General features: G+C 42.2%; 21 protein-coding genes and 1 riboswitch. Of the genes, 16 read left to right on the top strand and 5 right to left on the bottom strand.

What is annotated here, in order from left to right:
• Nucleotides 1-239: 239 nt before the first annotated feature.
• On the top strand, nucleotides 240-1,511 hold the full coding sequence (locus IE222_RS02245; protein ID WP_191269247.1) for an MFS transporter: 1,272 nt from the start codon (nucleotides 240-242) through the stop codon (nucleotides 1,509-1,511).
• 63 nt (nucleotides 1,512-1,574) lie between these two features.
• Here the strand turns inward: IE222_RS02245 and IE222_RS02250 are convergent, their stop codons facing one another.
• Nucleotides 1,575-1,766, bottom strand: a complete 192-nt coding sequence (locus tag IE222_RS02250) for a hypothetical protein (protein ID WP_191269249.1) — start codon at nucleotides 1,764-1,766, stop codon at nucleotides 1,575-1,577.
• A gap of 190 nt (nucleotides 1,767-1,956) precedes the next feature.
• Between IE222_RS02250 and IE222_RS02255 the strand changes: the two genes are divergently transcribed.
• Entirely contained in the window at nucleotides 1,957-2,097 is a 141-nt protein-coding gene (locus tag IE222_RS02255; RefSeq protein WP_191269251.1) for a hypothetical protein, read from the top strand.
• A 214-nt stretch (nucleotides 2,098-2,311) separates the two neighbouring features.
• On the top strand, nucleotides 2,312-2,482 hold the full coding sequence (locus IE222_RS02260) for a Fur-regulated basic protein FbpA (protein WP_191269253.1): 171 nt from the start codon (nucleotides 2,312-2,314) through the stop codon (nucleotides 2,480-2,482).
• A gap of 22 nt (nucleotides 2,483-2,504) precedes the next feature.
• On the opposite strand, the gene IE222_RS02265 is transcribed toward IE222_RS02260, so the two are convergent.
• On the bottom strand, nucleotides 2,505-3,428 hold the full coding sequence (locus IE222_RS02265; protein WP_191269255.1) for an MBL fold metallo-hydrolase: 924 nt from the start codon (nucleotides 3,426-3,428) through the stop codon (nucleotides 2,505-2,507).
• Nucleotides 3,429-3,555: 127 nt separating this feature from the next.
• Between IE222_RS02265 and pepF the strand changes: the two genes are divergently transcribed.
• The 12 genes from pepF (at nucleotide 3,556) to cysI (ending at nucleotide 16,223) form a co-directional block, all read left to right on the top strand.
• Nucleotides 3,556-5,343 (top strand): oligoendopeptidase F, encoded by a 1,788-nt coding sequence (gene pepF, locus IE222_RS02270; RefSeq protein ID WP_191269257.1) that lies wholly within the window; start codon nucleotides 3,556-3,558, stop codon nucleotides 5,341-5,343.
• The gene (locus tag IE222_RS02275) at nucleotides 5,333-5,956 is read left to right on the top strand and encodes an NAD(P)-binding protein (protein WP_223282553.1); all 624 of its coding nucleotides are present in this window, start codon (nucleotides 5,333-5,335) and stop codon (nucleotides 5,954-5,956) included. The genes pepF and IE222_RS02275 overlap by 11 nt, the downstream gene beginning before the upstream one ends.
• 68 nt (nucleotides 5,957-6,024) lie before the next feature.
• On the top strand, nucleotides 6,025-6,852 hold the full coding sequence (locus IE222_RS02280) for a DUF4362 domain-containing protein (protein WP_191269261.1): 828 nt from the start codon (nucleotides 6,025-6,027) through the stop codon (nucleotides 6,850-6,852).
• Nucleotides 6,853-7,032: 180 nt separating this feature from the next.
• Nucleotides 7,033-7,133, top strand: a riboswitch (SAM riboswitch).
• Between the two features lie 89 nt (nucleotides 7,134-7,222).
• Nucleotides 7,223-7,351, top strand: coding sequence for a YezD family protein (locus IE222_RS02285; protein ID WP_370464996.1), 129 nt, complete (start codon nucleotides 7,223-7,225; stop codon nucleotides 7,349-7,351).
• Nucleotides 7,352-7,453: 102 nt separating this feature from the next.
• Nucleotides 7,454-8,170 (top strand): phosphoadenylyl-sulfate reductase, encoded by a 717-nt coding sequence (locus IE222_RS02290; protein ID WP_191269263.1) that lies wholly within the window; start codon nucleotides 7,454-7,456, stop codon nucleotides 8,168-8,170.
• A 13-nt stretch (nucleotides 8,171-8,183) separates the two neighbouring features.
• Entirely contained in the window at nucleotides 8,184-9,236 is a 1,053-nt protein-coding gene (cysP, locus tag IE222_RS02295; protein ID WP_191269265.1) for a sulfate permease, read from the top strand.
• A 95-nt stretch (nucleotides 9,237-9,331) separates the two neighbouring features.
• A complete protein-coding gene (gene sat / locus IE222_RS02300) occupies nucleotides 9,332-10,480 on the top strand; it encodes a sulfate adenylyltransferase (protein ID WP_191269267.1) in 1,149 nt (382 codons plus the stop codon).
• Nucleotides 10,481-10,493: 13 nt separating this feature from the next.
• Nucleotides 10,494-11,093, top strand: coding sequence for an adenylyl-sulfate kinase (cysC, locus tag IE222_RS02305; protein ID WP_191269269.1), 600 nt, complete (start codon nucleotides 10,494-10,496; stop codon nucleotides 11,091-11,093).
• Nucleotides 11,094-11,126: 33 nt separating this feature from the next.
• Nucleotides 11,127-11,903, top strand: coding sequence for a uroporphyrinogen-III C-methyltransferase (cobA, locus tag IE222_RS02310; RefSeq protein ID WP_191269271.1), 777 nt, complete (start codon nucleotides 11,127-11,129; stop codon nucleotides 11,901-11,903).
• Nucleotides 11,900-12,622 carry a sirohydrochlorin chelatase gene (locus IE222_RS02315; protein ID WP_191269273.1) on the top strand — a complete coding sequence of 241 codons (723 nt, stop codon included), beginning with the start codon at nucleotides 11,900-11,902 and terminating at the stop codon, nucleotides 12,620-12,622. Before cobA ends, IE222_RS02315 begins: the two co-directional genes overlap by 4 nt.
• A 42-nt stretch (nucleotides 12,623-12,664) precedes the next feature.
• Entirely contained in the window at nucleotides 12,665-14,476 is a 1,812-nt protein-coding gene (locus tag IE222_RS02320; RefSeq protein WP_191269275.1) for an assimilatory sulfite reductase (NADPH) flavoprotein subunit, read from the top strand.
• Between the two features lie 25 nt (nucleotides 14,477-14,501).
• The gene (gene cysI / locus IE222_RS02325) at nucleotides 14,502-16,223 is read left to right on the top strand and encodes an assimilatory sulfite reductase (NADPH) hemoprotein subunit (RefSeq protein ID WP_191269277.1); all 1,722 of its coding nucleotides are present in this window, start codon (nucleotides 14,502-14,504) and stop codon (nucleotides 16,221-16,223) included.
• Nucleotides 16,224-16,580: 357 nt separating this feature from the next.
• On the opposite strand, the gene guaD is transcribed toward cysI, so the two are convergent.
• Complete coding sequence (guaD, locus tag IE222_RS02330) at nucleotides 16,581-17,945, bottom strand: guanine deaminase (protein ID WP_191269279.1); 1,365 nt, start codon at nucleotides 17,943-17,945, stop codon at nucleotides 16,581-16,583.
• Between the two features lie 175 nt (nucleotides 17,946-18,120).
• Nucleotides 18,121-18,936: an EcsC family protein gene (locus tag IE222_RS02335; RefSeq protein WP_191269282.1), complete on the bottom strand. Its 816-nt coding sequence runs from the start codon at nucleotides 18,934-18,936 to the stop codon at nucleotides 18,121-18,123.
• Between the two features lie 271 nt (nucleotides 18,937-19,207).
• Here IE222_RS02335 and IE222_RS02340 point away from each other — a divergent pair, with 271 nt between their 5' ends.
• Entirely contained in the window at nucleotides 19,208-21,097 is a 1,890-nt protein-coding gene (locus tag IE222_RS02340; RefSeq protein ID WP_191269284.1) for a Xaa-Pro dipeptidyl-peptidase, read from the top strand.
• A gap of 62 nt (nucleotides 21,098-21,159) precedes the next feature.
• Here the strand turns inward: IE222_RS02340 and IE222_RS02345 are convergent, their stop codons facing one another.
• On the bottom strand, nucleotides 21,160-23,139 hold the full coding sequence (locus IE222_RS02345; protein WP_191269286.1) for a M6 family metalloprotease domain-containing protein: 1,980 nt from the start codon (nucleotides 23,137-23,139) through the stop codon (nucleotides 21,160-21,162).
• Nucleotides 23,140-23,152 lie beyond the last annotated feature (13 nt).

Below are 23,152 nucleotides of genomic sequence, written 5' to 3' on the forward strand. Positions count from 1 at the left end.
AATTTAGTCCGGTGTTTTAGTGAGCGACGCTGTTTAGGGTGTCGCGCCATTTGGAGGATGCTAAATGACAACTAAAGAGTGTTATGTACAACGTGGTTTGTGCTAAATTGAATAGTTTTCCATAATTCACTAGTTTCAATCTCCACGTAACAAGAAAACGCCTACATTATATTTACCATTCCCATAGGAAAAATAAAGAGTATAATAGGAGATTATATAAGCTTTTGGGAGTAGTGAACGTGAATAAACAAAATAGCAAGTACCGTTGGGTCGTATTCGCTAGTGTGCTGTTTGCCTACTTTATTATCGTTAGTCAAAGGACGGCACCTGGATTAATTTCTGACCAATTAATGAAAGATTTTAATATGACCGCCTCGATGATTGGATTACTAACAAGTATTCAATTTTTAGCATATGCCGGTTTGCAAATACCAATAGGAATTCTCTCGGACCGATTCGGACCAAATTATTTCTTAATTTTTGGGACATTGCTTAACGGGGTTGGAACCTTCATTTACAGCATAGCTCCAAATGAATATATTCTGCTCGTTGCCCGCCTATTGGTAGGAATGGGGGATGCAGCCATTTGGGTCAACCTTGTCCTGATTTTAAGTATCTGGTTTAAAGTCAATGAATTTGTCGGCTTACTGGGGCTTGCAGGGATGACCGGAAGCTTTGGCTTTTTGCTCGCAACCGTTCCGTTCTCCAAATGGATCTCCGATTTTGGATGGCGCCCGCCGTTTTTAACGACAGGGGTCATTTTATGCTTTATCGGCATTTTGCTTTACTTTATATTGGTAAAAATACCGCAAAGACACGCTGAAAACGAATTGAAAGCAAAGGTAAAAGCAGTAAAGCGTCGGGAAAATACAGTAGTCCTGCTGAGGAGGATTTTTTCAAACCGTCAGGCATGGGCCACCTTCTGTTGTCACTTTGGTGCAGTTGGCACCTACGTCGGCTTTATCGGATCATGGGCCGTGCCGTATGGCATGCACGTATTTGGTATGTCCCGCTCAGGTGCAAGTCAGCTGATTATGGTTGGATTGATTGGAGCCATTATTGGAGCACCGGCTGGCAGCTGGATTTCAGGCCGATTACATTCCATTAAACGGCCGTATATTGCTTTTCATGTCATGATTTGTTTGAGCTGGACCGCGTTTTTATTATTCAGCGGCAAGCCGCCGTATTTTTTACTTAATATTCTTTTCTTCCTTATAGGATTTGGGAATGGAGCGAGCGCCTTAACATTTGCGGTCGTGCGCCAGTCGTTTCCGATGAAAGAGGTTGGTGTCGTCTCAGGCTTTGCAAACACCGGCGGTTTTATTAGTGCTGTTCTATTACCAAGCATATTCGGGAAGGTATTAGACCATTATCATGCAGCCCCAAGCAGCGTCGGATATCACTACGGCTTTATTATTCCCGTAATCTTCACCCTTGTGGGATTTATGGGAGGATTGCTTATTAAGGAACAACGGCAGGAAATGAGGCAGACAGAGCTTGGAACTAACTAATATATTTACGTAACAAAAAAGGCTTGGATTCTCCATGCCTTTTTTGTCTATTTTTAAGGCGAGTCAGAAACCGCTGCTCCCATGATGGTCATTTTTTATGTTATGCATAGTCGATTCCATATAAACCCGTTCAGACTCTGAAACATGTTTTGCATTTTCTTCAGGATCAATTTGATTGATTCCTTTCTTTTTATAAATCAAGTCAACGATAAAACCCAAACCTAAAAGACCGCCAATCCCCATTAACCACCACATAGTGTTTCACCTCTAATGAATTTTAAACTAATGGATAATATTTACTTTTATTGTACCATAATTTTCCGATTCTGAGACCATGATTTGCATGCTTGATAGGGACAATTGATCATTTTTTATTTTAAAGGAAATACGATTATTTTTTTAAAAAAATAAGCAAAATAAAAAGGCTGATAAAGGGGGGATTGTTATGGCAAAGAAAAAACATGTTTCATCTTTAGTTGTTGATCAAAAGAAATTGTTAAATGACAAGGTTGAAGCGGCCAGAGAAGATAATTTTAAAAATAACCAAATCCGTAAAGTTACGCAGAACGGTGCAGATGGACAATAAACGAAGGAGAGATGCTCTCCTTCGTTTTATATTTTCAAAAATATCAAATGTAACAGAATGATTAAATTCTTAAGGTTGTATAGGTGTGTTCATTAAAGAAAATTAACATTTTAGTGATCATTTGTTATTTCGACAGTTTTTGTGGGTATACACAGTTATAATGGCAATGAGCAGGGAAGGAGTTTGCGTTAAAAATGAATGGAGGGAATCCTGAATGAAAGATTTTCTTCAAGATGCTGTCCAGGATAAAAGACAAATTTTGATTGAAAAACTAATAAAATCTGGTGTTTTTAAAATTAATGAAAAGCACCTTTACGAAGGAAGCATGTCTGAATTAGAGAATCTTTATCAAGAAATCCGCAATTGCGAAGCGGTTACTTCATAATACTTAGAAAAAGAGGGCGGTGTCAGGCACCGCCCTCAAAAACTGTCTCCCCGATTAATAACACTTTAAGCTGTTCCTCAGGCAGACTGTGGTTGTTCCAGGCTTGCAGGAGGCGCTCTAGTGCTTCAGGTCCGGTGTCGTCCGCCAATCGGTAGGTACCGTAATGCATGGGAACAAATTGTTTCGCGCCAAGCTCGATGAATGCTTTCACACTGTCCTCCGGCGAGATATGGGCAGGCGCCATAAACCACTCCGGTTCATAAGCTCCGATGGGCATGAAGACGGTATCAATGCTGAAAAGTTCAGCGATTTGTTTAAATCCGGGAAAATAGCCGGTATCGCCGACAAAATAATAGGTCTCGGCTGCTGATTGAAAAATAAACCCGCCCCAATGGGAAGTATTGATATCTGTAAGAGTTCTACGTGTCCAATGCTGTGCCGGAACAAAATGAATCGTAACTCCTTGATGCTCTATCCTGTCCCACCAGTTCATTTCCGTGACGTTTTGGTATCCTCTTCTCACTAAAAGTCGTTTTAATCCAACGGGAACATAGTACTGTGGATTTCCTTTTAAGCGCTTCAACGTCGGAAAGTCTAGATGGTCATAGTGGCCATGGGAAATAACGACAACATCGATTTCGGGCATGTCCTCCATAGCAATCCCAGGTTCTGTTGTGCGTTTTTCATACCCCATCCGTTTGGCCCACACTGGATCGGTAAGGATATTAAGTCCATTCATTTGGATAAAAAAAGTAGAGTGGCCAATCCATGTATAGGAGGTAGTGCTGCTGTTTTGTTTTAGTTCGTTAATTCTTTTGACCGGCGCTTGCTCAATGCGTTTGGTTAAATCTTTAACTTTGCTGCGCCGTTCCTTACCCCAGCGCAGCATATCTTTCATGGATTTATTGCTTCTCACCGCGTCTAAATTTTCATATCTTTTTCGCATATTTCCACCTTGCATGTTGCAGATTTTAGGTTGATTATACCAACATTTGCTAGCAGGCGGCAAAATTGAAGAAATTCTAGCTGGGTTGATGGTAAAATAAAGTAATATAAAAGTTGGGGGGATGACAATGACGGTTATCTATAAATCACGGGCGGACATTCCGGAAACTGAAAAATGGCGCTTTGAAGACATCTATTTATCAATAGAGGACTGGGAAAAAGATTATCATTTTATTGAAACGATGCTGCCGCAATTAAAACAATATGACGGGGCTATTCATGATGGGGCTTCACTTTATCAGTATTTATCTCAAAAGGAAGAAGTTTCAAGCAAATTCAACCTTGTGTATGTTTACGGAATGCTTCAGGCCGATGTCGATACACGGGATACTCGTGCACAGTCGTTAGTTGACCGTGCCAAGCAGCTGGCAGTCAAAATGAGCGCAGCATCTTCGTTTTTCATGCCATTTTTATTAAGCCTCGAAGAAAGCACATTGATGGAATATATCCAAGAGGAGCCGCGCCTGCAATATTTTGAACAGGATCTCTTCGATTCGTTTCGCTATAAAGCACATGTGCTTAGTAAGGAAAAAGAAGAAATCTTGTCTCAGCTGGGCGAAGCACTTTCCGCTCCAAGCCATACGTTTAATATGATGAACAATGCTGACATTAAGTTTGGCGAGGTTACGGGCGACGATGGTGAAAAGGTAGAATTAACCCGCGGTATGTACTCGAAATTAATAGAAGATGAAGACCGAAATAAGCGGCGTGAGGCTTACAAGGCTTATTACAAACCATATCTGCAGTTAAAAAATTCTATTGCTTCAACACTGTCCTCGAATATTAAAACAAATGTGACCCTTTCGCGGCTGAGAAATTATCCGTCCGCTCTGGAAAAAGGACTGTTTGGAGACATGGTCCCAAAAGAAGTGTATGAAAACCTGATTACGGCGACAAAGGCAAATATTGGTCCGCTTCACCGCTATACTGCTTTAAGGAAAGAGAAGCTCGCCGTTGAAGAGCTGCGCCAATACGATTTAAATGTACCGCTTGTTAAAGGAGTTAAATTGGAAATATCATATGGTGAAGCATATGAAACAATTTTAAAAGCATTGGCACCGCTCGGTGAAGAGTATGTTTCGACGTTAAAAACATTCAAGGATGCCCGCTACATAGACATACGGGAGACACCTGGAAAACGTTCTGGTGCCTACAACTTAGGGGTTTACGATGTCCATCCTTTTGTTTTGCTCAATCATCATGATGATTTAGATAGTATGTTTACCATGATTCACGAGTTCGGTCATGCCATGCATTCCTATTATTCCAGCAAGCATCAGCCAAGAATTTCAGCCGGGTACAGTATTTTCGTTGCTGAGGTTGCCTCTACGGTTAATGAAGTCCTCTTAATAAATTATTTATTGAAAAACGAGGCCGATGATGCGGTCCGCAAGCATTTGCTGAATCATTTTATCGATCAATTTAGGGGAACGTTTTTCACCCAGGTGATGTTTGCCGAGTTTGAAAAAATCACCCACGAAATGGCCGAAGCAGGTACACCGCTTAACGCTGAGGCGTTTAATAAAATTTACGAATCCGTGTTCAGACAATACAACGGGGATGAAATAGTGTTCGATGAAGAGGTAAAATACGGATGGTCGAGGATCCCGCATTTCTATCGTCCATTTTATGTGTATAAATACGCAACTGGCTTCGCGTCAGCGATTCATATTGCTGAAAAGCTGTTAGCTGGAGATGAAACGATATTGGCTTCGTATTTAGAGTTCTTAAAAAGCGGCGGCTCGGATTATCCGCTGGAATTGTTAAAGAAAACGGGCGTGGATTTAACGACATCTGAGCCAATTGACAATGCGTTGAAGCAGTTTGATCAGCTGGTGACGGAGTTTGCCAAATAATATGCAGCCGTTTTTTATTAATTTAAAAGGAAAAAAAGTAGTAATCGTCGGCGGGGGGAAGATTGCTGCAAGAAAGGCCAAGAACCTGGAAACGGCGCAGCCGGAAATCACCTTTGTTGCACCAGAGTTTAGCGAAGATGTACTGGCGCTATCTAAGCAAACGGGGTATAGCTTAATCCAGAGAGAAGCATTTCCAGCTGACTTAAGTGACGCATTTATGGTCATTCTCGCTACAAACCACCGACAAATCAATAAAGCTTTGGCGGAACAGCTCTCACCAAATCAATTAATATGTGTGGTAGATGAAGCAGAGGAAGGAAATGTCATTTTTCCGGCAATCATTCAACGTGGACAGCTGCAAATTGCGATATCCACCAATGGGGCAAGTCCTAAACTGACACGCAAACTAAAGCAAGATTTGGAATCGCAATTTGATCAATCTTGGGAAACATATTTGGAATTCCTTTCACGTTGCAGGAACAAGCTGAAAAAGCTTAAAATTTCAATTGAAGAAAAGAACAAGCTATTGGAAAAGATATTGGATGACCGTTATCGGACAAATGAGCATTTAAGAGCGGAGATCCTAAGCAGCATTTTAATACTAGAAGAATAACTGCACATTAGGAAATGAAACCTTTCTTTTCCAATTTCGTCACATTTTTTAAAAGGGGTGTGGCAAAATTGGTTAGAAAGGTTTTTGTATGTATATTTATATCAGCATTCTGTGTTATTTTCTCTGCCTGCCAAACAGCGGGAATCCCGCTAAAGGACAAGGATTTAACGGAAAAAAATGAGATAGTCGAAACACACGGCGGCTTGCAAAACGTTGAGCGCTTGGATGATTTTATTTACAATGTGAAGAACGATAAGAAAGATAAGGTACGGCTGACACGCTATACGATCGAGGGAGACCCGATTTACCACGATTTAGATTACACTGATTCCAAATTAACGTTTACTTTGGACACGAGAGAAGATGAATATGGTCATGGGGCAGTAACAAAATCGATTTGTAAAGGAATTCAAAAACAAGAATTAGAGACAGAAACAAATTACCTATTGACTGGCTGCGAGAATGAGCCGATGAAGGGATTGCTAACGATTTTTCATGATGTGGACAAAGAGGACAATTTCGCTTTTGAGTTAAACTATGGGGTCGGGAAGAAAAACATGATTAATACAAAAGAGGAAAAGTTAATCAAGGACTTACAAAATGGCGAAACAGTCGCAGTGGGTGACTTTCAATTTTCCAAGAAGGAACTGAATCAAATCTACAAGCTGCTGAAATTTTCAAATTACCTAGGAGATAAAAATTTAACGACAAAATGTAATCAAAAACCACATGAACGCTATGAACTGAATGTCTGGATTAATTCGGGAGAACGTCATTTTGAATGGACAGAGTGTGATCACAGTTCGGATGGCAAGGAAATGACCAAGCTTGTTCATGACATTTTGACAATCTTAAAGAAAAATTCAACTTATAAAACGCTTGGAGATTATGAATAATACCTTATGGTAGCTAGAAACGACACTTCCTATAAAAGGTTGTCCTTCTGGCTATTTTTTGTCCCTTATTAAGGCTGTAATGAGTCCAATGGCCCAAAATTATATTTTTTCAAAAAATTGCTCATTTACTAATTGCACAAAACCTATAGGTATGGTAGGATTAATTTCATCAAATATCATTTCTTATCAAGAGCGGCTGAGGGACTGGTCCAATGAAGCCCGGCAACCTGCCAAGCAAGGTGCCAAATCCAGCAAAATGACGTCATTTTGGGAGATAAGGAGATTACAAATGTAATCCTTTCCCAAGTGGAAAGGATTTTTTTATGAAAAGGGGGCGAATCCACTGACGATAGAGAATAAAGAAGAATTATTGGCACATCTTGAGAAAATGCTGGAATCCCTAAAATTTGGTTCCATTACCCTTGTGGTACAGGATGGCAGGATAGTTCAAATTGAAAAAAATGAAAAGGTTCGTCTTAAATCAAATAAAAATCGCTGACTAGAAAAACTAGAGGCGGTCTCCATGTTATCAAACGTGGCAGACTGTCTTTTTTTATTAAAAAAAGGCGGCCCGCCGGAAAAATGAAGGAGGATTACCGCAATGACAAGTACCGTAACATTTGAAAATTGGAGGCAAATATCCAGTGATTTTGATGTCAAAGATGAAACCAAAGGGGCGAGAGCCGTTTTAGATTGGGCTTACAATGCCTATACGGCAGAACAAATTGTCTATGCTTCAAGCTTTGGAGCAGAAGCAATTGTGCTGATTGATTTGATTCAGCAGGTGAAACCGGATGCACATATTGTATTCCTTGATACGGGGTTACATTTCCTCGAAACGTATGAAGTCATCGACAAAATGGAAGCTCGTTTCCCGAGCCTGAGGATTGAGCGCAAGCAGCCAGCGATAACCCTTGAAGAACAAGCAGAACAATATGGAACGGCATTATGGAAGCGAGACCCGAACAAATGCTGTGAAATTCGTAAAGTGATTCCGTTACGGGAAACATTGACGACGAAACAAGCATGGATTTCTGGGCTTCGGCGGGAACAATCGCCGACAAGAGCAAACACTGAGTTTATCAATAAGGATGATAAATTCAAGAACATCAAAATTTGTCCGCTAATTCACTGGACTTGGGAGGATGTTTGGTCCTACATCCGAAGAAAAGATCTTCCATATAACAAATTGCATGACCAAAAGTATCCGAGCATCGGTTGTTTTCCATGCACTCAGCCTGTTTTGGCAGAAGGCGATTCACGTGCGGGACGGTGGGCAGGAAGCGGAAAGACGGAGTGCGGCCTGCACACACGCTAAGGAGGATATGACAATGCTCTTAATGCTGGCTATTATCATCGGTTTGTTTTTTGCAATGAATATTGGCGGAAGCGGTGCCGCTGCATCAATGGGAATCGCCTACGGCTCCGGTGTTATTAAGAAGGGTCTTTCTTTACTGTTATGCAGTATTGCTGTATTTTTGGGTGCCTGGCTAGGCGGCGGGGAGGTCGTGAAAACGATTGGGAGCGGCATTGTACCCTCTAGCACATTTACTGTCCCGCTTGCCTTAATTGTCTTGGCATCCGCTTCATTATCATTATTTTTGGCTAATATCTTCGGTATTCCGCTATCTACCAGTGAAGTGGCAGTGGGGGCGGTGGTTGGAGCGGGAATTGTTTATCAGTCAGTATTTGTAGGGAGTCTCCTGTGGATTATGTTGTTCTGGCTCCTTACTCCATTTGCAGCATTTTTAATAGCCATTGCAGCGTCCTATTTTTTAAAAAGCAATACGGTACAACGAGTGGTTTCGGCCCGGAGAGCAGTACCGTTTCTATCGCTATTGGTAGTATTTATGGGGCTTTTCGAGGCATTTTCGGCTGGGATGAATAATGTGGCTAATGCCGTGGGACCGCTAGTTGGGGCTGGGATCCTTTCAAAGGGAGATGGAATTCTTTGGGGAGGATTATTCGTAGCAATTGGCGTGTTACTGCTAGGGCGGCGGGTTCTTGAGACGAATGGGAAGAAAATTACCACTTTGAAGCTTGAAGAAGGCTGCGTTATTTCCGGAACAGGTGCCAGTATTGTAACGATTGCCTCGCTGTTTGGGATTCCTGTCCCGCTGACACAAATCACGACATCCTCAATCATAGGGATCGGCTATGCGAAGCACGGTAAAACAGTGTTGAAAAAAGATATTGTCGTTAAACTGTTGACAGTATGGCTCGTTTCACCGGTGTTATCAATGGTGTTGTCATATACCATGATTCAAATGGTGATTGAACATAATTTTTACCCGATTATCGCGATGGCGGGAGTATTGGTTTCCGTATTCGGCGTGATGTCCTTGATGAAGCGAACGAAGCAGCCGAAGGAAGAGCTTTTTTGAAAAGTTGTCGTTCACGGGTTAAGTTAGAAAGTGCGATTCGCCGATAAAGGAATTAACAAATCTAATTAACTACTAAAAAGAAAGGTCTGATTTACATGTCATTTTTACCACAACCTCATGGAGGGACATTAATTCAAGCGTATAATCCAAATTTTGATTTTTCTCAAATTGAAAAGAAACTTGAAATTGATGTAATTGCATTAAGTGATCTTGAGTTAATTGGTGTAGGTGTATTTAGTCCGCTCAAAGGTTTTCTCGGAAAGGCTGATTATGAATCCGTTGTGGAAAATATGCGCCTAACCGATAATACGATATGGTCCATACCCGTAACTCTGCCTGTATCGTATGAAACCGCAAGTAGATTAACAGTAGGGGAAGAAATCAAATTATCGTTTGATAATGAAGTTTACGGCGTGATCACCGTGTCCGAATGGTATGAGCCGGATTTAGAAAAAGAAGCACTCCAAGTCTATAAAACGCAGGAACTCGAACATCCAGGTGTCAAAAGGCTATATGAAAGAGGCCCAGTTTATGTAGCCGGAGAAGTTACTTTAGTAAAAAAGTCGGAAAAGGGGATATTTAGCGATGTATGGTTTGAACCGCAGCAAACGCGTGCCCTGTTTGAAGAAAAAGGCTGGAAAACAGTGGTAGGCTTTCAAACCCGCAACCCGATCCACCGGGCGCATGAATACATTCAAAAAGCGGCGCTTGAAATAGTTGACGGACTGTTTGTAAACCCGCTTGTCGGAGAAACGAAGTCAGATGATATTCCAGCTGATGTCCGTTTAAAAAGCTATCGTGCACTTTTAGAAAACTACTATCCTGCAGACCGTGTGCAGCTCGGTGTACATCCAGCGGCAATGCGTTATGCCGGTCCAAGGGAAGCAATTTTCCATGCAATTGCCCGTAAGAACTATGGCTGCACCCATTTCATTGTCGGCCGCGACCATGCTGGGGTGGGTAATTATTATGGAACTTATGATGCACAGCTTATTTTCAGTGAATTTTCTGAGCAAGAACTCGGCATTAAGCCATTGTTCTTTGAACACAGCTTCTATTGCACGAAATGCGAGGGAATGGCTTCCGATAAAACCTGCCCGCACACTAAGGAAGACAGGGTCATTCTATCAGGAACAAAGGTTAGGGAAATGCTGCGTTCTGGAGTCCTGCCGCCATCTACCTTCAGTCGAAAAGAGGTTGTCGAAGTGCTGATAGAAGGACTGAAAGAGAACGCTGCCGTATAAGGGGGATGGAAAAATGGTGAAAGCAACAAATCTTACTTGGCATAATGCTGCCGTAACAAAGTATGACCGTCATCTGCAAAATGGCCATGGAAGCTGCGTCCTCTGGTTTACCGGACTTTCAGGCTCTGGGAAATCAACCATTGCAAACGCAGTTTCTGCTGAATTATACCGTATGGGGATCAATGAATATGTGCTCGATGGCGATAATATTCGTCATGGGCTGAACGGGGACCTTGGTTTTTCCGAGGCAGACCGGACGGAGAATATAAGAAGAATTGGTGAAGTAGCTAAATTGTTTGTTGACAGCGGAACGATTGTAACGACTGCATTCATCTCACCGTTTCGTACAGACCGTGACCAGGTTCGCGCCTTGTTTAATGAAGGGGATTTTATTGAAGTGTTTGTCGATTGTCCGATTGAAGAGTGTGAAAGGCGGGACCCAAAAAAGCTTTATGCGAAAGCGCGCCGTGGTGAAATAAAGGATTTTACTGGTATTGATTCACCATATGAGGCTCCGGCCCGGCCAGAAATTATTATTCGCTCGGATCTATTAACAGTGGAAAAAGCGGTGAAGGAAATTATTGCATTTCTTCAAGACCAGAACTTTATTTAGTTTTTTATAGAAAAAGAGAAAGGATGATTGGCGATGGTCGGTAAGGTGTATTTAGTGGGTGCAGGACCGGGTGATCCCGATCTGATTACCGTCAAAGGGTTGCGTTGCATTAAGCAGGCAGATGTCATTCTTTACGATCGCCTGGTAAATCCGGAACTGTTGAAGCATGCCAAGGAGGGGGCGCAGCTAGTGTATTGTGGCAAGCTGCCCCATTACCACACGATGAAACAGGAAACGATTAACCGTTTTTTGGTGAAGTATGCGAAGAAGGGCTATGAGGTTGTTCGTTTAAAAGGGGGAGATCCTTTTGTATTCGGACGCGGTGGTGAGGAAGCTGAGGAATGTGCTAAAAATGATGTTCCGTTTGAAATTGTCCCCGGCATAACAGCTGGGATTGCCGCTTCTGCTTATGCAGGAATTCCGGTCACGCATCGAACTTTGAGTAAAAGCTTTGCTTTCATTACCGGCCATCAAGCTGGTGATGAAGCGGCAGAGCATCAATGGTCAAAGCTTGCAACTGGGGTTGATACGATTTGTGTGTATATGGGTGTTTCGCAGCTTCCCACAATCATAAATCAGTTAATCCGCCATGGGAAACCATCGCAAACGCCGATTGCTTTGATTCATTGGGGAACGTTGAGCGATCAGCGGACCGTTGTCGGAACATTAGACACAATTGAGGATCTAGTGCGTCAAAAACAAATTTCAAATCCTAGTATGATCGTGATTGGCGAGGTCGTACGGCTGCACGAAAAATTAAATTGGTTCCAGGATGAGATTGTCCCAAAATTGCCGGTGGTACATGGATGAAGGCAATACTTTACATTGGTCATGGCACTCGCTCGAAAAAAGGAGCTGAGGAGGCTAAGGGTTTTATTGAAAGGGTTATCCATCGTATCGATGTCCCCATTCAGGAGATTAGTTTCCTAGAGTTGACAGAACCGTTGATTGAGGATGGTTTTCAGCAGTGCGTGGAAAAGGGTGCAACGGAAATTACCATTGTACCGCTGTTTTTGTTAGCCGCGGGCCATATTAAACAAGATATTCCTAGAGTCCTAGATTCCTTACGGGCCAGTTACCCTCACATTCAACTTGAAGTAAAGGATCCTTTCGGTGTACAGGGGAAAATTTTGAATGCAGTTGCTGAGCTTGTGTGGAAGAGTGCAGGAACCTTAACCCAGCAGGACCGCTTGTTGATTGTCGGCAGGGGCAGCAGCGATCAGGCGATTTTGGATGATTTTAGGGGAATTCAAGATGGTCTTAGGGAGCTTCTCGGCATTGAATATGTCTCTGTTTGTTATTTAGCCGCCTCAGAGCCAAGGCTGCCTGAGGGCCTTAATACCATTTTAGAAAAAGCACCCGGCAAGGTCATTGTCGTTCCCTATCTATTATTTTCCGGCCTTCTTAGTGCAGAAGTAAACCGCGAAGTCCAGAAGTGGAAAAAGCAGGGCAGGTTGGTGCTTGTTACCGAACCATTGAGCCGCCATAAGGTGGTCGAAGACGTTGTAGTGGAACGGGCAACCCTATGATTTAAAAAAATATATAAATAACCCATTGTGAGGTGGATTTCTTTGTCATTACAGGTATTAAACAGTCCGTTTAGTCAGGAGCAGGCAGAACTCCTTAACCGCCTTCTGCCAACATTAACAGAATCACAGAAAGTTTGGTTAAGCGGTTATTTAGCTGCAGCCATTCATCCAGCTTTTATTCAAGGAAATACTGCAGTACCACAATTATCACAAAATAGTAATCAGGCAGTCCCGAAAGAAGTAACCATCCTTTATGGTTCGCAGTCGGGGAACTCCAAGGGTCTGGCTAAAAAAGCTGCCGCCGCACTTGAAGCTAATGGATCAATAGTAACCGTATCGGCTATGAGTGATTTCAAACCGAACAATTTGAAGAAACTAAAAAATCTTCTCATTGTCGTGAGTACACACGGGGAAGGGGATCCGCCGGATAATGCGCTGACCTTCCATGAATTTATTTATAGTAAACGGGCACCAAAACTGACGGAATTAAACTTTTCTGTATTGGCACTCGGTGACAGCTCTTATGAATTCTTTTGCCAGACTGGAAAAGACTTTGATAAGCGCTTGGAGGAATTAGGCGGCACACGTTTGTATCCACGATTTGACTGTGATGTAGATTATGATGAACCTGCAGCAGAATGGATCCAAGGTGTGCTCGGTAGCTTGAGTGAATCGCAAATCCAAAATTCTGTTCCAACACCAGCGGCATCACTGCAGACGGCTGAATCCGTTTATTCAAGGACGAATCCGTTCCAAGCAGAAGTATTAGAAAACATTAATCTAAATGGACGCGGTTCCAATAAAGAAACCCGCCATCTGGAAATTTCTTTGGAGGGATCTGGATTAACATTCGAACCTGGCGACAGCTTAGGAATCTATCCGGAAAATGACCCGGCACTTGTGGAATTCCTTCTCTATGAATTGAAATGGAATCAAGAGGAACCGGTGACGGTGAAACAGGGAGATATTCGTACGCTGAAAGATGCTTTGCTCTCTTTTTATGAAATTACGGTTTTAACAAAACCACTTCTTGAAAAAATCAGCAAGCTATCAAGCAATCAAGAATTACATGAGCTTGTTTCACCAGGCAATGAGGATAAAGTAAAAGAATATCTAAAAGGTCGTGACCTACTAGATTTAATCCGTGATTTCGGACCATGGGGAGAATCAGCACAAGAGTTTGTTTCGGTTCTTCGTAAAATTCCGGCGCGGTTGTATTCGATTGCCAGCAGCTTAAATGCGAATCCCGATGAAGTACATTTAACGATTGGTGCACTCCGCTATGAGGCGAATGGCAGACAGCGAAACGGAGTCTGCTCAATCCTTGCTGCCGAGCGCTTACAGCCGGGGGATACGCTGCCAATCTTTATTCAACATAATGAAAACTTTAAATTGCCTGAGAACTCGGATGCTCCAATCATCATGGTTGGACCAGGAACGGGTATCGCGCCGTTCCGTTCCTTTATGCAAGAGCGGGAGGAAGCCGGAGCGGAAGGGAAGTCTTGGCTATTCTTTGGTGATCAGCATTTTGTAACAGATTTCCTATATCAGACGGAATGGCAAAAATGGTTAAAAGAAGGTGTCTTGACAAAAATGGATGTTGCTTTTTCAAGAGACCAGGCAGAAAAAGTGTATGTGCAGCATCGCTTGCTCGAACATAGCAAAGAACTATTTGAATGGCTGGAAGCAGGAGCTTATTTTTACATCTGCGGTGATGAAAAACATATGGCGCATGATGTACACAACTCTCTGCTTGAAATTATTGAAAAAGAAGGCGGTTTAAGCCGAGAAAAGGCAGTAGAATATTTGAGCGATTTGCAGCAGCAAAAACGTTACCAACGGGATGTATATTGATAGGTATGAAAGGAGTTTTTTTAACATGGTTTTAAAAAAAATTTTAACAGCACCTGGCGGACCGCCGAGTGATGTAGAGCGTATAAAAGAGGAAAGCAACTATTTGGAGGGTACGTTAAAAGAATCGATTCAGGATCGCTTAAGTGCCGGCATTAACGATGATGATAATAGGCTGATGAAATTCCATGGAAGCTACCTGCAGGATAACCGCGACCTTAGAAATGAACGGCAAAAACAAAAGCTTGAACCGGCCTATGGATTTATGCTCCGTGTCCGTGCGCCAGGCGGGGTGGTTACATCTGAGCAATGGCTTGTGCTAGAGGACCTAGCAGAAAAATATGCCCACGGGGCGTTAAAGCTGACCACTCGCCAATCATTCCAAATGCACGGAATTTTAAAATGGAATATGAAACAAACCATACAGGAAATCGATGATGTTCTGTTAACCACGTTAGCAGCTTGCGGCGATGTTAACCGGAACGTGATGTGCAACCCGAACCCATATCAATCGGAGATTCACTCCCAAGTTTATGAATATGCAAGCACGTTAAGTGAGTATTTATTACCACGGACAAGAGCGTATCATGAGATCTGGCTTGATGAGGAAAAAGTGGCCGGCACCCCCGATGTTGAGGAAGTTGAACCGATTTACGGTGCGCTTTATTTGCCGCGAAAATTTAAAATTGGGATAGCGGTGCCGCCATCGAATGATGTGGATGTTTTTTCACAAGATCTAGGATTGATTGCAATTGTTGAAAACGGTAAGCTGGCTGGATTTAATATTGCCATCGGCGGCGGTATGGGCTTTACTCATGGTGATAAAGCTACCTATCCGCAGGTTGCCAAAGTGATTGGCTTCTGTACTCCGGAGAAAATTGTCGAAGTGGCGGAAAAAACGATTACCATTCAGCGTGATTATGGAAACCGCTCTGTCCGTAAAAACGCCCGTTTTAAGTACACAATTGATAGGCTAGGTCTAGAAGTAGTGAAGGAAGAATTAGAAAACCGCCTCGGATGGAAGCTGGAGGAAGCAAGGTCCTATCATTTTGATCATAACGGTGACCGTTATGGCTGGGTGGAAGGTATTGATGGAAAATCGCATTTTACATTGTTTGTAGAAAACGGGCGCGTACAGGATTTTGCGGATTACAAATTGAAGACCGGGCTGCGTGAAATTGCTAAAGTCCATACAGGAGATTTCCGTTTAACGGCTAATCAAAACCTTATAATTGCAAATGTATCAAGTGAAAATAAAGGACAAATTAGTGGATTGCTTAAGCAATACGGTTTGACGGATGGAAGGATCCATTCCGCACTGCTCCGCAGCTCGATGGCGTGTGTGGCGCTTCCTACTTGCGGTTTGGCAATGGCCGAAAGTCAGCGTTATTTACCAGATCTAATTGAAAAAGTGGAAGAAATTTTGGATGAAAACAGTCTGCGTGATGAAGAAATCACGATTCGGATGACCGGCTGCCCGAATGGCTGCGCACGACCAGCACTTGCTGAAATTGCCTTTGTGGGGAAAGCTGTGGGGAAATACAATATGTATCTCGGTGGAGCGTTTGACGGCAGCCGCTTAAATAAAATGTACCGTGAAAACATTGGCGAGGAAGAAATTTTAAGCGAACTTCGTGTATTATTGTCCCGCTATGCTAAGGAACGTTTTGATGGGGAACACTTCGGTGACTTTGTCATTCGTGCTGAAATCATCAAGGCTGTAACCGACGGAACGAATTTCCACGATTGATTCTAGCTTGTTTTAAAAAAATTTTAAGGGACAGTTTAGCAGGAAAACGATGAGGACTTGTCCCATAGAAGTGGTCTATAGGAAAGTTTAATAGGAAAAGAATGAAGAGTTGTCCCATAGAAGGTGTCTATGGGACAATTTTATGGAAAAACAACAAGGGTTTTTCCTTAAGAAGGGTGATTATCCATATTATTCAAAAAGTGTAGAAGAGCAATGATATTTTGTAGATAATATCCTGTTATTTGTAAATAAAGTCATAATTATGTAGATAAAAGCTACTTTTTTGCAGAAAAAAATAAACGGTCTTTACTTTAGCACGATTTCATGAGCAAAGACCGTTTTTTTTATCAAAATCTATTAACGAGAATGTACCTTTTCACCCTGCACCCAGACTTCACGAATGTTTTCTGGCTGCACTAAGTACATAATTTTTTGGAAAATATCATGTAAATTTTCATAAACATTATAGATAGGCAGCTTGGAAAAGCCTAAATTAGTATCAATGATTTGCACATCCCATGCATAGTTTTCAGCCAAACGACCGATTGGCAGGCTCAAGCTTTCACCGCCTCCAGCAGTTGCAAAATAAAATGCTTCATCAATCGTCAGTCGGGAATTCGGTACACCCCGTTCTTCAGCAGGAAGAGCCGGATTAACTCCATCCTCCAGCATCCGAGATGACATCACTGCCTGCCGTGCATTATCAAAAAGACTTGGCGAAAAGCCTCCAGAAATATCGGAGCCTAAGCCAATCTCAATCCCTTTTGAATGAAGGTGGGAAATTGGAATGACACTATTAGCAAAATAGGCATTGGATATTGGACAATGGCCTATCGCCGTGCCTGTTTCAGCAAACAATGCAGCATCTTGTTCATTTAAAAAATTACAATGTGCCATCACCGATTTTTCACGTAAAAGACCAAAATCATGCAATGCAAAGGCATCATTTTTGTTGAAGCGCTCTTGAACATACCCATGCGCCCAGTCACTTTCGCTGCAGTGCGATTGTATATATGTATCATACTTGGCAGCTAATTCCCCTAATCCGTTAAGTGCCTCGTCGGTCCAGCTTGGGATAAAACGCGGGGTCACGACAGGGAAGACACCTTGTTTGGTTGACTTTGCTAATTCTCTGACTGCTAAAATAAATTCCTCCGTATCAGCGAGAGCTGTTTTTGCATCAGCATCACGATAATATGCTGGATTTTGATCCGGGAGGTCCATTACCACCTTTCCAACTAAACCACGCTGGCCTTTTTCTGCACAGATCTTAGCAAGGAGCAAACTCGCCTGTTTATGAATAGTGGCAAAATAAAGCGCCGTCGTTGTCCCATTTGCCAAAAGCGTACTAACAACATCCTCATACACATTTTTTGCAAATTCCAAATCGGAAAATTTGGATTCAATCGGGAAGGTATAGGTGTTTAACCAATCATTAAGAGGGATATCTAAGGCTGTACCGGATTGTGCCCATTGCGGTGCGTGAACATGTAAATCTACAAAGCCGGGTAATAGGTATTGACCGTTTGCTAAACGATGGAAGTTTTCCTCACCATGATATAAATCTAGTAAAGGTTGATAATCGGTATCCTCCGGTGCAATAATTTTTTCGATTATCCCATCTGAATTGATGCAGAAAAGATGGTCTTTTAAAACTTGTACTTCTTTCGGTGACTTGCTGGTAAAAGCAGTCCCTTGAAAAACATGCGTATATTTTTCCATGATAACTCCTATTGTGTTCGCTTTTTGAAATATTAAAGATATTATAAGATTTATAAAATATATTGTCTAATAGTTTTAAATTTATTTCGAAAAGTAAGAGGTTACTTTATAGATAAAAGAACAGGCAGCCATCAAATGTTGGCTGCCTGATCGGTCTATATTGTTTTACTAGTATTTAAGCTTCGCCCAGTCCTTCCTTCTGGTGCATCCGTTCTAAAATTCTTCGTTTTCTATACAACATAATCCCCGTTTCAGCCACATCCTGGATGGAAGACCGATTGATAAAAGCACCAAAAACTACACCTGCTATCGGGACAAGTTGAAATAGCTTTTTCCAGCCGAAATTATCGCGATAGGTCATCACTACTTCACGCCAGCCTTGAAGCTGCGAAATGATTCGGTTATTTTTAGCCTCTGAACTAAAATTGGTTAAGTCCTCCAAAATGGCTTTTTTTCCGACGACATCGGAGGAAGTAAACTGCAGGCACTTAACGATAAAGATCCGTTCCGATTTTTCTTTCGGGTCATAGCCGTAACATAAAGCAATTTCCTGCAGAACTTTAAGTGAAAGTCCGAGCAGAACTGGAATATCGATAGCCAGCGTAAAAATCCCGCCAAATCCAGTGGTTGCGCCTTGAATCGTTGCAACCCTTTTTCTAGAGTTCCTTAATTCCTCCGCTGTCTCGTCCATTTTTAAAAGCGGTAATTGCTGCACTTGTTCTAAGCTGGTTACCTCATTTTCTAGTTTAAACTTTTTAAAAATCGTTTTCTCACTGATTAAATATTGACCGCCTGTTTGTATGTAGCTGCCTAGCTCATCGAGAGCAATGCCAATCTTGTCTTGAATAAATTTCGGCGTCAACTTATCCAATATGGCGAAGGGGATTCGTCCAATTTTTTCCCAAAACCATAACCCTTTTTGATCCTTTTCCCATTTTTCAATTTTGTTTAATTCCTGTTTTAAAAATTCAGCTGATTCAGTTGTTGGCAAAGTTATTCGACTCCTTCAACGAAATTAATTTTATATACGGGCTAAATGATAGGCAGGTTTCAAAAAATAATGCATTTAGGTCTATTGTAGGAAAAAATAGGGGAAATAAACCGACATTAAACTAATCAATGAAAAAAAGGGATGTTGCAATATATTGAGACTTTCATCCTAAATATTTACAATGAAATATTTGGAACATCAGGAACTTTATCACTATTGGACAATCCTTCGATATCCTACAATGAATATGAATAGGGGAGGAGGAGTCAAAATGAAAAAGAGAAAATTATTAAAAGTTGCAACAATTGTAACAACGTTAGCCTTAACTCTTTCATCAATGTATAATGCAAATGCGGAAACGGTAGTTTCAGAGAAAAATCAGACAACGAGATCAGCAATCGTATTAAAGACAGAACCGAAATACTCCTATCAGGATGCAATCAGAGAGACGGTTTTTGTTCAATCGAGTCTTGATACGGATGAAAACGGTGTTCCGGACAAAATTGCAGTTGATATCATCCGTCCAAAAGAATCAGACAAAGGGCTTAAGGTTCCAGTCATTATGGATGCAAGCCCATATTACGAGAGTTTAGGAAGAGGGAATGAGAGTGAGGTAAAGGACAAGGATAAAGACGGAATTAATGAGAAGTTTCCATTGTTCTATGATAATTACTTCGTACCAAGAGGGTATGCTGTTGCGTTACCAGAAATGGTAGGCACAAACCAATCAGATGGCTGTCCGACAACCGGAGGCTTTGAAGAGATCGAAAGTATTAGAGTTGTGATCGATTGGCTCAACGGCAGGGCACAGGCTTTTGATAAAAACAATCAAGAAGTAAAAGCGGAATGGACGACCGGAAATGTGGGTATGATAGGGAAATCTTATGACGGAACATTGGCAAATGGGGTAGCCGCAACAGGAGTAGAAGGATTAAAAACCATTGTTCCTATTGGGGCCATAAGTAATTGGTATAACTATTACCGCTATGCTGGGTTGACGTATTACCGCAATGGACCTGGGGGACTGGCCAGCAGGGTTGTAAATAGTTCCCGTAAAGCAGCATGTCAACATGTTTTCGATCGTCTTAATAAGGAAGCAGATGACGCGACAGGGGATTACAATAAGTTTTGGGATGAAAGAAACTACGTGAAAGATGTGAAAAACGTTAAAGCAAGTGTCTTTGCGATTCACGGACTAAACGATTTAAACGTAAAAATGAACCATTTTGGCGAATGGTGGGATGCCTTAAATAAGGAAAAGATCCCTCGTAAATTATGGCTGACACAAACAGGGCATGTCGATCCATTTGATTTTAGAAGAGCAGAATGGGTGGATACGCTGCATCGCTGGTTTGATTACTGGCTAATGGGTATCCAAAACGGTATTATGGACGAGCCTCAAGTAGATATCGAAAGAGCGGCTGATGAATGGGAAACTCGTGGTGCTTGGCCAGATAACAATGCACAGGAATTTAAAATTCGACTAGCACCTGGTGAAAAAGAAGATGGACCTGGTGTACTGACAACCGGTCCGGTCAGAGGAAACCTTTCACAACCATTTACCGATAATCCGCGGCAAACTGAAACACAAATGGTAAGTAATGAAACAACCGTTAAGAGTGACCGATTGGTATTTTTATCGGAACCATTAAGCGACGATGTTAGATTAAGCGGTGCTCCAGAAATTTCTTTACGTGCAACGGTAGATAAAGAGAATTCCAATTTAACCGTGATGATTGTTGATTATGGGCTGGATACCCGTGTAAACCATAGAAGCAGCGGGGAAGGCATTCGAACGATTGCTGAAGAAACGTGTTGGGGTGAAAGCAGCGACACGGATGATGCCTGTTACAGAGAAACAGTTAAAACGACGCATACAGCTCCATATGAAATTGTATCCAGAGGCTGGTTCGACCCGCAAAACTGGAAGTCACTGTTACTAACTGATCCATTAAATCCGGGCAAAAACTATAAATTTGTATGGGATGCACTTCCGCATGATTATGTATTTAAGAAAGGTCATCGTATCGGGGTAATCATAGCCGGCAGCTCCTATCAGCGAACCATTCCTTCAACCACAGGGGCAACTTTCCAAGTCCATCTTGGCCAAAGCTATATCTATCTGCCAATTGTGGAAGGGAAAAAGGCAGTTAATTTTTAAAAATTAAATTACGAACAAAACCAGCAATCTCCATTTACGAGATTGCTGGTTTTGTTTAATACCTATTTATTCCCATTCCCAGGACCAACGCGGAGCGTGGACACAGCTGTTTTACTTTTATCCGTTTCAGAAATTGCTGTAAAGTTTAGTTTGGTAGGAACGGGCTGAATGTCGCCGCCTTTTGGAATTTTCACGTAAACAGGCACGCTGACTGTTTTTCCAGCTTCTACTTCCACAACATTATGCTGCAGCTGAATGTCCCAGCCCGCATCTGTTTTTGTACTCACCCGAATTAAATCCGTTGCTTTTCCAGTGTTTGTTACATCAAAATAATAGACACCAATTTTACCTGGTGCAGCAAATTCAGTTTTACCATTCTTAACGGCGACACCGCGGGCGGCGGAACCAGCCCCATCCATATGTCGAACGGCAACACGATAAGAAAGCGCGCCTTTCTTATCATATTTTTTATCCAAAATATAGAAGTGAAGACGGTTGTGTTCATCTTTATATTCACTTATAACACCTTCGCCTGTTCCAGCTTTAAAGAGGGCATCCGCTAGCTGCTGGTAGTCTCCTTTTGAAAGCATTGCAGTAGAACCATCGGGACGCTTGAAGTCTTCTTGATTAATATCTTCTTTATGGGCATCAATGACCCAAATATTTGGTGCAGATTCGCTATCCTTTGTTTTTGCCAATAAGACACCGGCGTCCGGCGTGAAAGAGTCGAAACCGACCCGATCAACGACTTCCATCGTATAGTTATTGTACCATTTGGCACCGCGCTGCATATCTGCACGCCAATCGTCATTTAAGGAATTTGCTGGTGTATGATCAACCATCTTAATTTGAATCCCGTGTAAACCATCTCGGCCAAATTCTTTACCGGTTGGTATTTCGCGGGCAAGAATATCAGTAAAAACAGGACCCGTTTCAGCAAGCTTGTCCCTGTCCAAGGTCAAATATTGATCCTCTGTTAGGAAGCCCTGTTTAATTTTGTTTCGAAGCATATGGTGTGATGGAGCTGCAGAACCAAGCGTTGCCGGAACCATCCAGCGAGTGTGCGGACCGCCAGGACCATTAAAGCTTCCACGGCTCATTAATTCCCATGGACCAGAATAGGTTCTTGAAACCGGGATCCCATATGGGTTATTATAGTTGTCACCCAGTTTCATGATATGGCCAAACTCGTGTGCGAAAACAGCCATGCCATCGTTTTCCCCTTGAATTGAAGTGCCATTGCTTGCACTGGACCAAATCCCTTTCGCTGCATACCAAGAAGTCCATGGTACATAGCGGGTTACAGCCGAGTTCGGCATTCCTGGCACATTTGGACCAAATGCATCTGAAATCTTATCGGCATTTTGGAACATCATTTCACCAAACTCCTGCCAAACACCAGATTCATCATAACCAGCATGTATGATAAAATTGAAATCGAATTTTTCCCCGGATGCTGTAATGTCAGCCTGTGCTTTTTGAAGGGCTTCAGATCTTAAACTTCGTCCTTTATCACCGGGTGGCAAATTCACCTGTTGTCCGAATTCGTTCAGGCCATATTCATGTTCTTTGCCATCCATTCGGTAGGTTCCGAAGGATTTGACCTCGATTTGCCATTTACCAAAGGAGTTCTCACGCCAATATTCATTAACAGTTCGATAATTATTCAATGCCGATGGCTTGTTAAGAAAATTCTCCCAAAACTTGCCGATTTGATCTCGCGGGATTTTCCCTGTACCGATCGGATTTCCAGCTATTTCAGAACCCTCGGGCTCGCTTAAGATAAAATCACGGTCTTGGAAATCAACAATTATCAGGGCACCCCTAATCACTCTCTCTGCTTTAATGTCGGATTTATTCCAGTCAATACCAGGGACCGGGCGATAATCACTCCAGCTCATATCCCTTGGCAGGACCCAGGACTGTGGGTCAACAGGTTCAGGAAAATCGCTTAATCCCGGCTGGTCAGCATAGGCAGTTGAAGAAACTGCTAGAGTCATAACAGTTGCTAGACCCAATAGTGTTCTTTTTACATTTCTCAAAATCTCTCACTCC

The organism is Neobacillus kokaensis, from assembly GCF_014656545.1.
GTDB classification, from domain to species: Bacteria; Bacillota; Bacilli; order Bacillales; family Cytobacillaceae; genus Neobacillus; species Neobacillus kokaensis.

What these genes read in the sequence shown, in the direction of transcription:
- cobA (WP_191269271.1), top strand. Translation starts at nt 11,127, where the DNA reads ATGGTCGGTAAGGTGTATTTAGTGGGTGCAGGACCGGGTGATCCCGAT.
- IE222_RS02255 (WP_191269251.1), top strand. Translation starts at nt 1,957, where the DNA reads ATGGCAAAGAAAAAACATGTTTCATCTTTAGTTGTTGATCAAAAGAAA.
- cysI (WP_191269277.1), top strand. Translation starts at nt 14,502, where the DNA reads ATGGTTTTAAAAAAAATTTTAACAGCACCTGGCGGACCGCCGAGTGAT.
- pepF (WP_191269257.1), top strand. Translation starts at nt 3,556, where the DNA reads ATGACGGTTATCTATAAATCACGGGCGGACATTCCGGAAACTGAAAAA.
- cysC (WP_191269269.1), top strand. Translation starts at nt 10,494, where the DNA reads ATGGTGAAAGCAACAAATCTTACTTGGCATAATGCTGCCGTAACAAAG.
- IE222_RS02315 (WP_191269273.1), top strand. Translation starts at nt 11,900, where the DNA reads ATGAAGGCAATACTTTACATTGGTCATGGCACTCGCTCGAAAAAAGGA.
- IE222_RS02250 (WP_191269249.1), bottom strand. Translation starts at nt 1,766, where the DNA reads ATGTGGTGGTTAATGGGGATTGGCGGTCTTTTAGGTTTGGGTTTTATC.
- cysP (WP_191269265.1), top strand. Translation starts at nt 8,184, where the DNA reads ATGCTCTTAATGCTGGCTATTATCATCGGTTTGTTTTTTGCAATGAAT.
- sat (WP_191269267.1), top strand. Translation starts at nt 9,332, where the DNA reads ATGTCATTTTTACCACAACCTCATGGAGGGACATTAATTCAAGCGTAT.
- IE222_RS02340 (WP_191269284.1), top strand. Translation starts at nt 19,208, where the DNA reads ATGAAAAAGAGAAAATTATTAAAAGTTGCAACAATTGTAACAACGTTA.
- guaD (WP_191269279.1), bottom strand. Translation starts at nt 17,945, where the DNA reads ATGGAAAAATATACGCATGTTTTTCAAGGGACTGCTTTTACCAGCAAG.
- IE222_RS02265 (WP_191269255.1), bottom strand. Translation starts at nt 3,428, where the DNA reads ATGCGAAAAAGATATGAAAATTTAGACGCGGTGAGAAGCAATAAATCC.
- IE222_RS02290 (WP_191269263.1), top strand. Translation starts at nt 7,454, where the DNA reads ATGACAAGTACCGTAACATTTGAAAATTGGAGGCAAATATCCAGTGAT.
- IE222_RS02260 (WP_191269253.1), top strand. Translation starts at nt 2,312, where the DNA reads ATGAAAGATTTTCTTCAAGATGCTGTCCAGGATAAAAGACAAATTTTG.